16 protein-coding genes and 2 pseudogenes are annotated in these 13,115 nt (G+C 56.7%); 7 read left to right on the top strand and 11 right to left on the bottom strand.

Translation table 11 applies throughout. The features are described 5' to 3' along the window. The first annotated feature begins 81 nt into the window (after positions 1-81). Positions 82-588 carry an MOSC domain-containing protein gene (locus tag N6L25_RS02420; protein WP_271977458.1) on the top strand — a complete coding sequence of 169 codons (507 nt, stop codon included), beginning with the start codon at positions 82-84 and terminating at the stop codon, positions 586-588. Between the two features lie 407 nt (positions 589-995). Here N6L25_RS02420 and N6L25_RS02415 read toward each other — a convergent pair whose 3' ends face one another. Further along, positions 996-1,736, bottom strand: coding sequence for a hypothetical protein (locus tag N6L25_RS02415; RefSeq protein WP_271977456.1), 741 nt, complete (start codon positions 1,734-1,736; stop codon positions 996-998). Further along, a complete protein-coding gene (locus N6L25_RS02410; RefSeq protein ID WP_271977454.1) occupies positions 1,733-1,978 on the bottom strand; it encodes a thioredoxin family protein in 246 nt (81 codons plus the stop codon). The genes N6L25_RS02415 and N6L25_RS02410 overlap by 4 nt, the downstream gene beginning before the upstream one ends. Before the next feature lie 106 nt (positions 1,979-2,084). On the opposite strand from N6L25_RS02410, the gene N6L25_RS02405 reads away from it, so the two are divergent. Next, positions 2,085-2,645: a MarR family winged helix-turn-helix transcriptional regulator gene (locus N6L25_RS02405; protein WP_271977452.1), complete on the top strand. Its 561-nt coding sequence runs from the start codon at positions 2,085-2,087 to the stop codon at positions 2,643-2,645. A 17-nt stretch (positions 2,646-2,662) separates the two neighbouring features. Here the strand turns inward: N6L25_RS02405 and N6L25_RS02400 are convergent. Then, positions 2,663-2,875, bottom strand: a pseudogene (locus N6L25_RS02400) (GatB/YqeY domain-containing protein); the annotation flags it as partial. A gap of 90 nt (positions 2,876-2,965) precedes the next feature. Here N6L25_RS02400 and N6L25_RS02395 point away from each other — a divergent pair. Beyond that, entirely contained in the window at positions 2,966-3,928 is a 963-nt protein-coding gene (locus N6L25_RS02395) for a DUF6635 family protein (protein WP_271977450.1), read from the top strand. A gap of 90 nt (positions 3,929-4,018) precedes the next feature. Here the strand turns inward: N6L25_RS02395 and N6L25_RS02390 are convergent, their stop codons facing one another. From N6L25_RS02390 to N6L25_RS02375, 4 genes are all read right to left on the bottom strand, one after another. Further along, a complete protein-coding gene (locus tag N6L25_RS02390) occupies positions 4,019-4,864 on the bottom strand; it encodes a helix-turn-helix transcriptional regulator (protein WP_271977449.1) in 846 nt (281 codons plus the stop codon). A gap of 92 nt (positions 4,865-4,956) precedes the next feature. Beyond that, a complete protein-coding gene (locus N6L25_RS02385) occupies positions 4,957-5,514 on the bottom strand; it encodes a YbhB/YbcL family Raf kinase inhibitor-like protein (protein WP_271977448.1) in 558 nt (185 codons plus the stop codon). 454 nt (positions 5,515-5,968) lie between these two features. Beyond that, the gene (locus N6L25_RS02380; protein WP_271977447.1) at positions 5,969-6,424 is read right to left on the bottom strand and encodes a GatB/YqeY domain-containing protein; all 456 of its coding nucleotides are present in this window, start codon (positions 6,422-6,424) and stop codon (positions 5,969-5,971) included. A gap of 158 nt (positions 6,425-6,582) precedes the next feature. After that, on the bottom strand, positions 6,583-7,602 hold the full coding sequence (locus N6L25_RS02375) for a sodium:calcium antiporter (protein ID WP_271977446.1): 1,020 nt from the start codon (positions 7,600-7,602) through the stop codon (positions 6,583-6,585). A gap of 113 nt (positions 7,603-7,715) precedes the next feature. Between N6L25_RS02375 and N6L25_RS02370 the strand changes: the two genes are divergently transcribed. The 3 genes and pseudogenes from N6L25_RS02370 to N6L25_RS02360 all read left to right on the top strand — a co-directional run bounded on the left by N6L25_RS02370 (position 7,716) and on the right by N6L25_RS02360 (position 9,727). Further along, positions 7,716-8,330, top strand: a complete 615-nt coding sequence (locus N6L25_RS02370) for a DUF6635 family protein (RefSeq protein WP_271977445.1) — start codon at positions 7,716-7,718, stop codon at positions 8,328-8,330. Between the two features lie 16 nt (positions 8,331-8,346). Continuing rightward, positions 8,347-8,499 (top strand): annotated as a pseudogene (locus N6L25_RS02365) (glutathione S-transferase N-terminal domain-containing protein); the annotation flags it as partial. Between the two features lie 808 nt (positions 8,500-9,307). Further along, positions 9,308-9,727, top strand: coding sequence for an SRPBCC family protein (locus tag N6L25_RS02360; protein WP_271977444.1), 420 nt, complete (start codon positions 9,308-9,310; stop codon positions 9,725-9,727). A gap of 312 nt (positions 9,728-10,039) precedes the next feature. Here N6L25_RS02360 and N6L25_RS02355 read toward each other — a convergent pair whose 3' ends face one another. Further along, positions 10,040-10,522 (bottom strand): FKBP-type peptidyl-prolyl cis-trans isomerase, encoded by a 483-nt coding sequence (locus tag N6L25_RS02355; RefSeq protein ID WP_271977443.1) that lies wholly within the window; start codon positions 10,520-10,522, stop codon positions 10,040-10,042. Positions 10,523-10,600: 78 nt separating this feature from the next. Beyond that, entirely contained in the window at positions 10,601-11,383 is a 783-nt protein-coding gene (locus N6L25_RS02350) for a helix-turn-helix domain-containing protein (protein ID WP_271977442.1), read from the bottom strand. Between the two features lie 150 nt (positions 11,384-11,533). Here N6L25_RS02350 and N6L25_RS02345 point away from each other — a divergent pair, with 150 nt between their 5' ends. After that, entirely contained in the window at positions 11,534-11,941 is a 408-nt protein-coding gene (locus tag N6L25_RS02345) for a hypothetical protein (RefSeq protein ID WP_271977441.1), read from the top strand. Between the two features lie 57 nt (positions 11,942-11,998). Here N6L25_RS02345 and N6L25_RS02340 read toward each other — a convergent pair whose 3' ends face one another. Continuing rightward, on the bottom strand, positions 11,999-12,427 hold the full coding sequence (locus tag N6L25_RS02340) for a hypothetical protein (RefSeq protein WP_271977440.1): 429 nt from the start codon (positions 12,425-12,427) through the stop codon (positions 11,999-12,001). After that, complete coding sequence (locus N6L25_RS02335) at positions 12,420-13,109, bottom strand: nucleotidyltransferase domain-containing protein (RefSeq protein WP_271977439.1); 690 nt, start codon at positions 13,107-13,109, stop codon at positions 12,420-12,422. The genes N6L25_RS02340 and N6L25_RS02335 overlap by 8 nt, the downstream gene beginning before the upstream one ends. Positions 13,110-13,115 lie beyond the last annotated feature (6 nt).

Raw genomic sequence — 13,115 nt, 5'->3', positions numbered from 1 at the left:
TTTGCTGGAACTGGTCCGGGATTGGCAGGAGTAAGCAAGAATGCAGGTAATCAAAGACCAATAACAGAAAAGAGATCGCCCATGCCCGAGGCAACGCCCCTTCAAACCTTACTGGACACCCTTCCCCAACGTGGCCGGGTCGAATGGATTGGCATCCGCCCTGCCCGTGGTGAAGCCATGAAAGCGCTTGATCGCGTCACAGTCACTCCAGGCGATGGTCTGGCAGGAGACCGATTCAAGGGGCGCGAGAGCAGCAAACGACAGGTCACCCTGATTCAGCAGGAGCACCTACCGGTCATTGCCGCCTGCCTGCATCGGGATGCCATCGGCCCGGAGGTTTTCCGGCGCAACCTTGTCGTCTCTGGCCTGAACCTGCTGGCCCTGAAAGGCAAAACATTCTGCATCGGTGGTGTGGTCCTGGAATATACCGGCCGCTGTCACCCCTGCAGCAAGATGGAGACCACGCTTGGTCCGGGTGGTTACAATGCCATGCGCGGGCATGGCGGGATTACGGCACGGGTTATTGACGGCGGCGAACTGGCACTCGGAGACGACGTGCAGGTTTGCCTTCCCGGGAATGAATGGTAACCGGCTATGAATTCCGCCATAGCGGTCCAGCGAACGAACATACACCCGCCGCTATACTTCCATTGCCATGGGTGCCGAAGAGTTTAGAGCCAGTCCGTTGGCTCATCGTGAGGGTTGTTTGGAGGGTCAGGGGCTCTGGTTCGCTAGAAAGCCTGTTTCACCGTCAGCCACAGTTGATCGTCCTCATCTGCGCTGACAGAGAAGCTGGTGTCCTCAGTAATGTTGTGACCCAGTTGAGGAACAGGCAGTTACGGTCGCTCCAGCATCCAGCTTGAGAGCTTGGAGCCGGCCAGCCTGTTTGATTGCCTCGAGTCCGCCGGCGTCACCAGTAGGAGCCCCATTGCGTTGTATTACGGGCAGAAAAGGGCCAGATTGATTGGTTTTAAAATCGACCTGGCCTCTTAAATTTACAGATTCACCTCTCCAGGCAAGCTGAGGTCCCCGGATGCAATGTCCCGGACATCCACGACACACAACAAGGGGGCATGAACGTTAGCATTGACGCGGAGTCCCGCCGTCACCCCATCGAAACGGGCCGACTCAACATCGGCAATGTCGTCGAATGCCACCTTCACTTCCACCGAGTCCCCGTCAACGGTGGGCTGCCACCCTGGGCTGTCAATCAGGATGGGAAGGCCGGGCCAGGTCCGGGGCAATCTGGGCGCAGTTCCCTCGGCAATGTCCACCACCCCAAGGGCGCCCTCGCCGCATTGCTCGTTGGGCTGCAAGACCACCCAGTGGCTGTGCCAGAGGTTGCCATCGTTACCCAGGTCGCCGTCGCCATTTTCATCAAACAATGGAGTGTCATCAAAGTCGGGATGTGACGTCACCGCCAACGCCAGGATACCGGCATTGGGCTCGAATCCGACCTCGTAACTGTCCAATGTAGTTGGCCAGACGTACGCAAAAACATCGCTGCCCGCCAACTGCCCGGACGGTGTTGGCCGGGATACCCCAGCCTCTCCGGACACCGCCATATGGAATGTCGCTACCCGACCATCGGTGGTTATTCTGGCATGAACAATGTCAAACGAACGCTCAACCGAAGCCTGCGCGTCAGCCTGGATGCCATGTTCGTGATGGCTACCTGCATTAACCGGGGCGATGCCCAGAGACGCGACCATTAACGCCAGTGGAAGGGGCTTCATGCGCTCGCTCCTTTTACGTCATCCAACGACGCACCGAAGTTAATGTGATAGACCTGACCGTCGAGTACCAGGGCCGGTACCGATATCACACCCGCCTGTTCGGCGTCGGCAATCCGGTCTTTGTTCTCTCCCAGATGGACCACACTCACCTGAAACTGACGGGAATCCAGGGCTGACAGAAGTTGTTGTTCAGCATTGACACAGACCGGGCATCCAGCGTGATAGAAAACGGCGCTATTCATAAGTCTTCCTCCATTCGTTTATTTATGTATCGAGTCGATACCTTATAAAAACTACCGCCACCTTTGCCGGGTTGTCAACATTGTTTTCAGTCGATACTATTTGCCCATGAATGCGACGCCTATCTACGACCTGGTTGAACGCCTCGGGGAACTGCTCCGGGTAGGAGCCAGACAGTCATTGAACGAATTTGGTCTGCAGCCCATCCAACTGGAAGTGCTGCACTACCTCTCCCTGTGCAACCGGTTCTCCAACACACCGATGGCCGTCACCGAGTATTTGGGCCAGACCAAGGGCACGGTGTCCCAGACCCTGAAAGTGCTGGAGAAGAAAGCGCTGATTGAAAAGGTGCCCGATGCCGGCGACAAACGGGTTGTTCATCTGGAGGTTACCGAACAAGGTCGCGACCTGTTGGCCGGTGTCATTCCCGGCCCGCTGTTCAACGCAGCCTGCAGCAATTTGAGCGCCGATCAGCAACAGCAAATCCAGCAATCCCTGCAATTGCTGCTGACGCAGCTGCTGAAAGCCAACGGCATGAAGCCGTTTGGTCAATGCCAAAGCTGCCGCCATAACCGGACCGACGACGATGGCCAATTCTATTGCGGGTTGGTGCAACAACCCTTGTCAGAGCGAGATGTGCTGTTGATCTGCAAGGAACACGAACGCTAGCCGCGCCGGCCGGCTTAATCGTATTGGCTGGCGGCACCACGACGCTGGTTGAGCATATTGTCCAGCACCTTCAGAACGTCTTCGTCGCCCAGTTCCCGGCGCTCATCAATCTCATTCTGTTTAATCGCCGCCTGGGCCATACGCAGGGTGACTAGCCGGGCTTTTTCTTTCTCCCGCATGGCGGTTTTAACCGCATTGCCAAGCGGGTCCTTGAGTGATGATTCCGCCATGATCGAGCTCCTGTTGTGTGGGTTTAATTGTGCTGTAATGTGCCAGTCACTCATTCATATACATAGTTACTTGTCGATACGCCTGTTGCCATGACCTTTGCCACCTTGCCCAAGCAAACCATCTCCAAAGCCGAGATAGCCCAGGCCATCCGCCAAGGCACTGAGCGCTACTTTGCCGACTGCCGGGCGCGAGTGCCGGCGTTCATTGACCGCCATTTTCATTACCCCGGAGCCATCGCCACCAACCGGATGGCGCTGGGCTGGGACATGTTGCGAGCACCCATCAATCTGCTTTGGGCGCCGGTTTACGCCCTGGCCTGTCTGGTAAAAATTCTGGTTCGCCAACGAGCCGGCCTGAGGTGGCTGCACCGTCTGGCCGATGGTGTGCCCGCCGGTTTCACCACCCAGGTGCAACAGCACATCTCGAACCTGATCCAGGTGGAGCTGCTGAACAAGGGGCCGTCGGGTCATCTGCTGGAGGACTATCTGGTTGAAGCCCTGGAGGCCGTCTATGCGCGCCATACCTGTGAGCCGGTCGATCACCGACAATTTAGCAAGCTGATCGAACCACTGGTTACAGACGCCCTCAATCAGTACCGGATAACCCGGACGGCGTCGGCCGATATCACCAACAGTCTTTCCTGCACCGTGCTGGGGGCGTTTGCCTTCCAGAAATTTACCCCGGGCGGCATCGGTCTCGGGGTGGTGCTTGCGTCCATGCTGGCAAAGACCCTGGCCGCCAGGGACTTCATCCTGGGTGAAACCATCGGCGGCTGGTACTACAGCGTGTTTCCACCGGCACCGTCACTGGCGACAACGGCCGGTGTGATGGTTGCGGTCATGGCCGCACTCGCGGCGGTTGCGGCGTTGTCTGGCGTCATTACCGATCCGATTCAGGCGGCGGTCGGTTTGCATCGCCGGCGCCTCAACAAGATGCTGGATCACCTGGAGCAGGATGTGTCACTCAACACCCAGGGCGGCTTTCGCCCGAAAGACCAGTATGTGGCGCGGATTCTGGATACCTTCGACATGATCAGATCGGGTTTACTCTAGCCAGGGGCGGACCATTCCCCTCACTAAAAGCTTCCTGCCTTTTCAGCCACCTCGTCACCATTGAGGTGGTCAACAACATGGCGCTGATCCTTATTGGGTGCAAGGACCCGATATTTGGCACTTTCCCCCTGAATCATGAATTCGTGTCTTTCGGAGTGCCGTCGGGGTGATGCCGAACCATTGCTTGAACCTGTTAGTAAACTGCGACTGGGAATAGTAACCGCAGCTCTCTGCAATGTGCCCGATCGGCTCCATGGTTGTTTGCACCAGGTGAAGCCCACGGCCCAATTTGACCCGGTCCCGAATGGCTTGAATACTGGTTCCCTCCGCCTTTAATCTCCGGCGCAGGGTCGACTCACTCACGGCCAGGGTTTCGGCCAATCGATCAACACCCAAATTCCCTGAAATATTATCGCTGACAATATCGTGTATCTGGTGACTGAGACTTGGCGGCTCGGCGATAGCGCTGACCTCTTCATACCCTGACTGGTACATAATCTGAAGAAGTTCTTTTTTACGGAAATGCCAGGCTTCAGGAGGTGCGAAACCCGACCATTCAATATATTGGTGCAATGTTTTTGCCAGCACTGAATCAATCTCGCCCTGGAAGTACCGCATCGAGTTACGCCGTTTGAACTTGAACTGATCAAAGTCGTTGTAATCAAAGTCGATCAATACGGCAAAATACTCCTCGTCGTCGGGGACGTTCCTTATATCAACGGTGGGGTTGTTGGACAGGAATACGAAGCTTCCTGAAGGACACAATACTTCACGCCCTTTTCCCAGCCTTTTAACGCCGCTTAGCACAAAAACCAGCAGTGGCTTCATGACAGGCACATTTAAAATGCGCTGTTCCCTGAAGGATGAATACACGGAGAATGGCACCTGGTCGTTTTCATCCAGGGTCTCTCTAGCGAGCTCTATTATTTCCTGCATATTCTCACTGCTGTTTAGTTGTCTTGCGCGGCCATAATGCCCGGGACGGGACACTAGTGGTCAAATCAACGGGGAGTTAGGGAGCCTCTGATTCAGTCTCGCTTATACAGGGCCTCGATGGTGCTGGAAGCCAGTGAATGGGCACGGACCATATACCCCGTCAAGGCACCAGAGGGATCGTCTGGCAGTTCCAGCTTCTGCGAGAGAGCGTATACGGTAAATTGATAGCGGTGCACACCATCGCCCTTGGGCGGGCAAGCGCCGCCAAAGCCTTCGACGCCATAATCATTCTTGACGTTGATGCTATCGGCGGGAATCAGCGCTTTGCTCAGATCCCCGGCACCCGCTGGCAAGGTGGTGACATCCTTGGGAATATTGACCACTTGCCAATGCCACCAGCCGCTGCCGGTGGGTGCGTCCGGATCATAGGCCTGAATGGCAAATGCCTCGGTGCCTTCAGGAGCCCCGGTCCAGGACAGTTGCGGGGACTGATTGCCGCCATTGCATCCAAACCCCTGGAATTCCTGAGTGCTCGCCATGAACTTCCCTTCCGATATATCGGTGCTCGACAGCTGTAACGAGTCGGCCAGGGCGGAACCCGATAGCAATACGGATAGGGTTAAGGCTGAATTGATGACTAAATTGCGCATTGGTTTCTCCTGAGTCGGTTGGCTTGGCGCTCATCATCATAGAGTCTTCGTAGCGAGCCAAAATAGCTGAAAAACCGTCAACTTTTTGCCTGAATCATGCAAGTCTGAGTAAATAGCGCTAACCCAGGGTTGCCTGGCGACTGCTCCAGGGCTATTTGGTCGCCTTTATTGAATTTCGTGGTAACTGAATGTACGTGAAACAGATATGCAGCCATGGCGAGTATGACCGGCTAACCGACGAATACCGCAGAAACAAGGAGTGATGGTGATGCTATCCGCTGCTTACCTTCGAATTAGAGAGGCTCTAGGCCAACGATTCGGGGTGGCGCCGGCCCTCTTTTTCTGAATCTCGCGCATGAGGGGGCCGGTTAACGGGCTATGGGAGGCAGGCTACATGCTTGTCGGATGAATTATCCCCATATCAGCCTGCCCCCTTTTACGTTCAATCAATAAGTTAACCCGCCAGCGCCGCCCGCACCTTCTTGCTCAACAGCCCCATATCAACCCGCCCCACTACCTGAGGGCGCAACTCGTTCATCACTTTCCCCATGTCCGGCATCCCTTGGGCCCCGGTAGCGCTGATGACGGTGCTGATCAGGCTGTCCAGCTCGTCCTCGGTCAGGGCCACGGGCATGAACTCCTCGATAATCGCCATTTCCGCCCGTTCCTTGTCTGCCAACTCGCCACGACCGGCCTCGTCGTATTGACTGGCGGCATCCCGACGCTGCTTGAGCATTTTGTCCAGCACCTTAAGAACGTCTTCGTCACCCAGTTCCCGGCGCTCATCAATCTCAATCTGTTTAATCGCCGCCTGGGCCGTACGCAGGGTGACCAGCCGGTCTTTTTGTTTCTCCCGCATGGCGGTTTTAACCGCACTGCCAAGCTGGTCCTTGAGTGATGATTCCGCCATGATTGGGCTCCTGTTCTGTAGGTTTATCTGTGGGGTAAGGCCATGAATACCCCAGTATACGGGGGCACAGAAGAAAATGGGGCGAAATGGGTCAGATACTTTCTTGAGCTTCAAGTCCTGCCATCAGAATTACCTTGACCCCGGAATTGCCGCCTCCCCTACCCGCTCGCGACCACGATGCCCAGCGCTACCGCATAAACCGTCAATATCAATGCGCTCTCAAACCCGATGCGACCTATGCCATAGCGTTGCCGCTGCACCATTCCCATTAAAAGGATGGCAGACATCAGGATGCTGATCAGGCCCCATGTCATCTGTATTGGCGCCATACCATGGTAGATGGAACCGCCGGGGTAGCCTGCATCAGCCGCGGCGACCACCAGCATGTTAAAACAGTTAGTCCCGAAGATATTGCTCACCGCGAGGGTGAGAGCTCCTCTACGAATGGCGGCAATAGTGGTAACCAATTCCGGGGAGGAGGTAGCGAGTGCGGTGAACAAGCCACCAATCAGGGGGTCAGAAAGCCCGGTCTCGTCACTGATGACCTTCGCGCCTTCCATCAGTACCCAGCCCGCCATACCCGTCACAGCAGCCAGCGCGATGAAGCTGATCCAGGCCTTGGCCAGGCTACCTTGATTTTGGGGGTCTGGCTTGTCCGGCACAGTCTGCCGGGTGTACCGGGGAAACCACATCGGTTTGGTATCCGTACTGCGAACCAGGTGCAACCCGAACAGATAAGCTGCGACAATCACTGGCGTAATCGGATGCAATCCCCACAGGGCAACTGGGGGACTGGCGATCGCGAGCAATGGCAGTGCCAGTAACACGATCAGCAAGGCCGCCAGCATCAAGTTGGTGGTAGAGGCCGCCGCATGCTCCAGGTTGGCCTTGCGGTAAATAATATCCGCGATGCCCAAAAAAAGCAGATTCGCCGCCATACTCCCCATTACGTTGCTCATGGCGAGGTCCGCCCTGGCATCCAGCGCCGCGCTCAGGGTGGCAGCAAAGTCAGGCAAGGACGTGACGCCTGCCAGTAAAAAAATGCCGAACAGCGCCTCGCCCAGCCCCGTTCGATCAGCCAGTTCATCGGCGACCCGTGCCAACCGGCTCCCGGCTGAGACAATCACCACGGCGCCAATGATAAATGCAATGATACTGACGGTCAGAGATGGGAACACGCAGGGGCCTCGGGTTGTTCAGTGCTGGAGCGCAAAATAATCCTTCCCGGTTTCTAAAGAGCCTCTGATCAAATAAAAATCAATCTGACCCCAGTCCAGTGGAGCTGATCCAGATGGAGCTGCTGAACAAGGGGCCGTCGGGCCACCTGCTGGAGGACTATCTGGTTGAGGCCCTGGAGGCTGTCTATGCACGCCATACCTGTGAGCCGGTCAATCACCAGCGGTTTAGCAGGCTGATCGAACCGCTGGTCGCCGACGCGCTCAATCAGTACCGGGTAACCCGGACAGCGTCTGCCGATATCACCAACAGTATTTCCTGTACCGTGTTGGGCGCGTTTGCATTCCAGAAGTTTACCCCGGGTGGCATCGGGCTCGGGGTGGTGCTCGCGTCCATGCTCGCAAAAACCCTGGCCGCCAGGGACTTCATCCTGGGTGAAACCATCGGCGGCTGGTACTACAGCTGGTTTCCACCGGAGCCGTCGCTGGCGACAACGGCCAGCGTGATGGCTGCCGTCATGGCCGCATTGGCGGCGTTTGCGGCGTTGTCGGGCGTCATTTCCGATCCGGTGCAGGCGGCGATCGGTTTGCACCGTCGGCGCCTCTACAAGATGCTGGACCACCTGGAGCGGGACGTGTCACTCAGCCCCCAAAGCAGCTTCCGCCCGAAAGACCAGTATGTGGCGCGCATTCTGGATACCTTTGACATGATCAGATCGGGTTTAATCTAACGAACGGAATTTCTGCATGATTACAGTTCATCACCTGAACAATTCCCGCTCACAGCGTATTCTCTGGTTACTGTAAGAGCTGGGCGTGCCCTACGAGATCCAGCGTTACCAGCGAGACCCCAAAACCATGCTGGCGCCTGCAAGCCTCAAGAAAATTCACTCGCTGGGCAATCGACAGGGGCGGCCCCAGGCGGCTCGGTTGTTTGGCCCCGCGCGCGCCATAATGCCTGACCCCCACATCGGCCTAGGCGTGGGCCAGGGCCAATCGCCCAACAGCTTTGGAAGCGTATAATCGGCTCAAAGCGATGCGCGCCGCCAAGCCAGCGGATCACGCCCCGGTTTTCTCCCTGACCGAATGACCGGGCCCCATCTGGAGACCGATGCTGCGGAGGACATGGCCGCGCGCATGCTTTTGATAACTAAAAACACCCAATAACGAAAGCTGACCGAGAGAAACCATGACCCTATGCCCAATAGCAGCCGCCGTGAGCTGCACCCGTTGCCCAGCCTACAAAATCTGCCCAGCGACCCGGATCCTGGGTGACCAGAAGCAGAAGACGGAGCAGAACACCCAGGACGATTCCCAGCGCCAGACTGCTGACGACACAAAATCCGCTGACCAGAACGGGTAACCCATCATGCCAAACTGCACACCCGCCGATCTGGATTATCTGGAGCAGGCACCGCGAAAGGAAGTTAAGGAGCCTCTGATTAACTCCGGATCCCCTCTGGCATTCAGAGCCATTCACAATCAAGGCGCGACTTTGCAGTAATGTCTGGACCTTGCAAAAAGGCGCAACGCCGAGTGTGGATGGCTCTGAACGCCCCGCAGGGCGCGCTCTGAAGGCTGCACCTGCGGCGTTGCGGCTCTTGCCAAGGGCGACGGCCATTGGCTGCGAACCGCGTCTTGCATCTACAGCCTTCAGATCGCGCAGAGGCGATTCGGAGTTAATCAGAGGCTCCTTAATGTCATCGACTTGCCTGCCACGCCTGAACAGGTGTTTGCTGTGTTCAAGGATGAACATTCCTGGCCCCAGTGGTTTGGCGTGATCGACAAGGTCACCTGGACCAGCCCCAAGCCGTTCGGCGTTGGCACCACCCGAACCGTACGCCTGGGCCCACTCAAGGTTGACGAATATTTCTTTGAGTGGGAGGAGAACAAACGCTTTTCATTCTACTTCACCGGCACCAACCTGCCGTTTGTGAAGACGCTTGTCGAAGATTACCACCTGGAGGCTCTCGGCCCGGCAATCACCCGCTTCACCTATACCGTAGCGTACGAACCCGCGCTCCCCCTAAAGCTGAGCGGACCGGTAGGCAAGGCGATATTGGGGCGATCCTTCAAGAAGGGCTGTCAGGCATTGGTGAAATACATGAAACAGCAAGGTGGCTCCTGACACTGAACTGACACCCAAGCACGTGGCGGCCCTGGGCCAACGGTGCGGGGTGGAGCCGGCCCTCTTTTTCTGAATCTCGCGCAGTTGCTGATCGTGCCGCGCATGAGGGGGCCGCATAGCGGGCTATGGGAGGCTGGCTACATGATTTTCAGATCGATTGTAATTTGACCAATCCGATGAAAGTGCGCCCAAAGGGTTCGAGCATTGAAATCGGGATCTGCAAACGGTTATCTGACGGTATAGCGAATGTTGGGGCGGGGCCAAATTGATCAAATGAACATCAATCTGGCCCCAGTCGCTTGGCGCCTTTAGTTAGTGATGATGCCCACCCGGCCCATGCACATGGCCGTGGGCGATCTCTTCCGGATCGGCGGCGCGGACTTCAATGATTTCGATATCGAAGGTCAGGGTTTTACCGGCCATCGGATGATTGGTGTCGACATCGGCAAACTTGTGGCCGACTTTGGCGACCAACACATGGCGCGCGCCCTGCTCGGTTTGCACTTGGGCGATCATGCCCGCTTTCCAGCGTTTGGCACCGATCAAATGCTTGATCGGCACGCGCTGAATGGCGTCGGGCCTGCGCGGACCGTAGGCTTTATCCTGCGTGACGGTGACGCTGAAGGTATCGCCGGCGTCGCGGCCTTCCAGGGCTTCTTCCAGGCCTTGGATGATGCCGCCGTGGCCATGGAGGTAGGCGTTCGGTTCGCCGCCACGGGAGCTTTCAACGGCGTTGCCCTGTTCATCACGGACGCTGTAGTGAAACAAGACCACCTGATTCTTTTCGATTGGCATAAGGTTCTCTGCGACGATTAAAAGTACGCCATTATAGCCCGCAGCGGCGCCGACTTCAGGGGAGAAAAAGATGCCCCCTCAATCTTTCCAATACGCCTTACTGGCCTCATCCATCGGAAAGAAATGCTCGATCCGCAAATTCTGGGCGGTGACGTCCAGGGGCGTGCCGATGGTTGCGATGGTGGAGAAGATTCTGAGCTGCTGGTCCCCCAGGTTCAGGGTGAATGGAATCGCCGGGTAGTCCAGGTGTTCCACCACGTGGGATTTCCAGTGTTGCGGGATACCGGGCATCGTCAGGGCCTGCTCAAGCAAGCGGTTGGGCTGATCCCGGAAGGGGCCGGCAAGATGCTCATGGTAGACACGTTGCAGCATGTGGCAGGCGATGTTCTCCCAGTCGCCCACGAAGGGTTTGATGCCCTTGCTGTCCAGCAGCGACAGCAGAAAGTTTGGCCGGGCCGGAAACTGGGCACCCAGAGCCGCCATTTTCATCATCAGCGCCTGCATGGCCTGGTTGGCCATCACCAGATAATACTCATGGTCGAACACCACCGCCGGGTACGGCAGGTGCCCCTGCAACAGGTGCTCCAGCGCCTCCTTGATCATCGCCATGCAGGGCGCGTTCAGATCCTGGTCGGAGTAGACCTGGCTGTAACCCGCCGCCGACAACAGACGGTTGGTGCCCGCCAGGTCCGTTTGCAGCATTTGCGCCAGATGCAGAACCATGCCCTTGCTGGGCTGGCTGCGGCCGGTTTCCAGAAAGCTGATGTGCTTTGCCGACACCTCACACGCCAGCGCGAAATCCATCTGGCTCAGGCGCTTACCCTGCCGCATTTCTCTGAACAGCGTACCGAAGGCGCTCATTGTATTCCCTGTCATTTCCGAGAGTTCAGCCATTATCCTAACCGAAGGTAGGCGGCACCATTACCTCACAGGTAATTGAGCCCATCACCACCCGGGTGGAAGCTTGGAAGCGTAGTCCAACCCATTGCGAACCCCGATTGAGGTGATCCCATGAAAAACTTTGTCCGTCAATTCAGCGTGAAGCAAATCATCCTGAGCGATGTCTTCCTCTCCACGCCCCTGGCGTTGGCGCTCATCCTGGCCGCGGAGCCGATTGCCCAGTGGGCGGGCGGCCCCGGCGCCACCTTCTACCTGGTGGTCGGCGTTGTGATGCTGCTGTGGTGCGTGGACATGGCCGCCATGGCCATCAACCAGAAGTGGCAGGAGAAGTACTTCAACCTGATGATTGTGGTGGATGTGACCTGGGCCCTGCTGGCCCTCGCCCTGATGGTGTGGTTTGCCCAGAGCCTGCTGCCCCTGGGCTGGGTGCTGTTCGTCCTGAACGTGGTGGTTCCGCTGGATATGGCGTGGATGAAGCGGGTGGCTGCAGGTAAGGCGCCCCAGCCTGCGCTCAGGTAATGGCTCATCGTCGAAAACACTACCCATATTGGGCACATGTTTACCCAATATGGGTATTCAGGAGTTTTCTCCGGCCGTGAGTGCAACCACCGCTCGCCTGATTTCTTCCGTTATCTCCACGAGACTTGTCACCATCGCTCCGTCTACCTCGATATCGCCTTCATACTCTGCCAAATTCCGTTTGCGATGGGCCTGATCAAGCACCCGCCATTTTGCTGGTGACAGGCCGAGCGTGTGTTGCAGGCATTGGAAGACCAGATACCGGTTGTCAGAACGATAGCCAAAATGACGAAGTGCCGCCAAAGAGAGCGCATGCGCTGCGTTGTAAGACAGATCAAAGCGGCTCTCCAGGCTAAGCGCCTCCAAACCCGCGTCGTTCAGTCGAACGCTACCGGATTGGATGAGCCCCTGAACCTCGCCGGCATCCGCTGGCTCATGGTGGAGCTTGTGTATCCGGACCAGATTTTCCAGTGCTTCCTCATTCATCAATGCTTCCTTGCAACAATATGTACTGTCCTTCCAGGACTTTCCTCAAAAAAGGGCTATCGTTAGCTCGGCGTTTTTTAAACTCTTCTCGATTGTAGAGGGTGGGGTTAATGGTCCGGGAAAGATTGATCTCAGCAGCCCCCAACGCCTCGAAGACCTCTTCCAGGGTCAGGGAATCTGAAACCAACAGAAGGTCGATATCACTATCGGCATGATCCGTCTTCTTGGCCACCGAGCCATAAATCAGGGCCAGTTCGATTCCATCGCTAATCGGCTTGAGGGCATCTGCAACTTGTTGCTCTGGACCGAGCAGCTTGGAGACAAGAGAAGACAATTCCGGATAAACGGGCGAATTCGGATTGGCTTTATACCGCTTCTGGCGTCCCTGCAGATGAACTTGCACCAGCCCGCTATCCACCAGACGCGCAACTTCCCGCTGCACTGCACCCGAACCAGCTTCCGCCTGCTCAATGAGTTCTTTGATCGAAAAGTCCCTTCCCGGCCGCGTGAAGAATAGGTGCAAGACCTTCTGGCGGGTTGCGGAGAACAGAGCGTCCGCTAATCCAGTACGATCTGTTGTTACTGCGAGCATATTACCGGCGACCATAAAACCCATTTTGGGTAATATTATACCCAGAACGGGTATCATGAAACCCCACAACATGCCGGAGTTACCCTTCATGCGCGT

This window comes from Marinobacter sp. SS21 (assembly GCF_028369065.1).
GTDB lineage: Bacteria > Pseudomonadota > Gammaproteobacteria > Pseudomonadales > Oleiphilaceae > Marinobacter.
Note: the sequence above shows the minus strand (reverse complement) of the source record. Positions and strands in the feature narration are given on the sequence as shown.

What these genes read in the sequence shown, in the direction of transcription:
- N6L25_RS02405 (WP_271977452.1), top strand. Translation starts at nt 2,085, where the DNA reads ATGAATGCGACGCCTATCTACGACCTGGTTGAACGCCTCGGGGAACTG.
- N6L25_RS02345 (WP_271977441.1), top strand. Translation starts at nt 11,534, where the DNA reads ATGAAAAACTTTGTCCGTCAATTCAGCGTGAAGCAAATCATCCTGAGC.
- N6L25_RS02380 (WP_271977447.1), bottom strand. Translation starts at nt 6,424, where the DNA reads ATGGCGGAATCATCACTCAAGGACCAGCTTGGCAGTGCGGTTAAAACC.
- N6L25_RS02395 (WP_271977450.1), top strand. Translation starts at nt 2,966, where the DNA reads ATGACCTTTGCCACCTTGCCCAAGCAAACCATCTCCAAAGCCGAGATA.
- N6L25_RS02410 (WP_271977454.1), bottom strand. Translation starts at nt 1,978, where the DNA reads ATGAATAGCGCCGTTTTCTATCACGCTGGATGCCCGGTCTGTGTCAAT.
- N6L25_RS02390 (WP_271977449.1), bottom strand. Translation starts at nt 4,864, where the DNA reads ATGCAGGAAATAATAGAGCTCGCTAGAGAGACCCTGGATGAAAACGAC.
- N6L25_RS02335 (WP_271977439.1), bottom strand. Translation starts at nt 13,109, where the DNA reads ATGAAGGGTAACTCCGGCATGTTGTGGGGTTTCATGATACCCGTTCTG.
- N6L25_RS02370 (WP_271977445.1), top strand. Translation starts at nt 7,716, where the DNA reads ATGGAGCTGCTGAACAAGGGGCCGTCGGGCCACCTGCTGGAGGACTAT.
- N6L25_RS02355 (WP_271977443.1), bottom strand. Translation starts at nt 10,522, where the DNA reads ATGCCAATCGAAAAGAATCAGGTGGTCTTGTTTCACTACAGCGTCCGT.
- N6L25_RS02340 (WP_271977440.1), bottom strand. Translation starts at nt 12,427, where the DNA reads ATGAATGAGGAAGCACTGGAAAATCTGGTCCGGATACACAAGCTCCAC.
- N6L25_RS02385 (WP_271977448.1), bottom strand. Translation starts at nt 5,514, where the DNA reads ATGCGCAATTTAGTCATCAATTCAGCCTTAACCCTATCCGTATTGCTA.
- N6L25_RS02420 (WP_271977458.1), top strand. Translation starts at nt 82, where the DNA reads ATGCCCGAGGCAACGCCCCTTCAAACCTTACTGGACACCCTTCCCCAA.
- N6L25_RS02415 (WP_271977456.1), bottom strand. Translation starts at nt 1,736, where the DNA reads ATGAAGCCCCTTCCACTGGCGTTAATGGTCGCGTCTCTGGGCATCGCC.
- N6L25_RS02350 (WP_271977442.1), bottom strand. Translation starts at nt 11,383, where the DNA reads ATGAGCGCCTTCGGTACGCTGTTCAGAGAAATGCGGCAGGGTAAGCGC.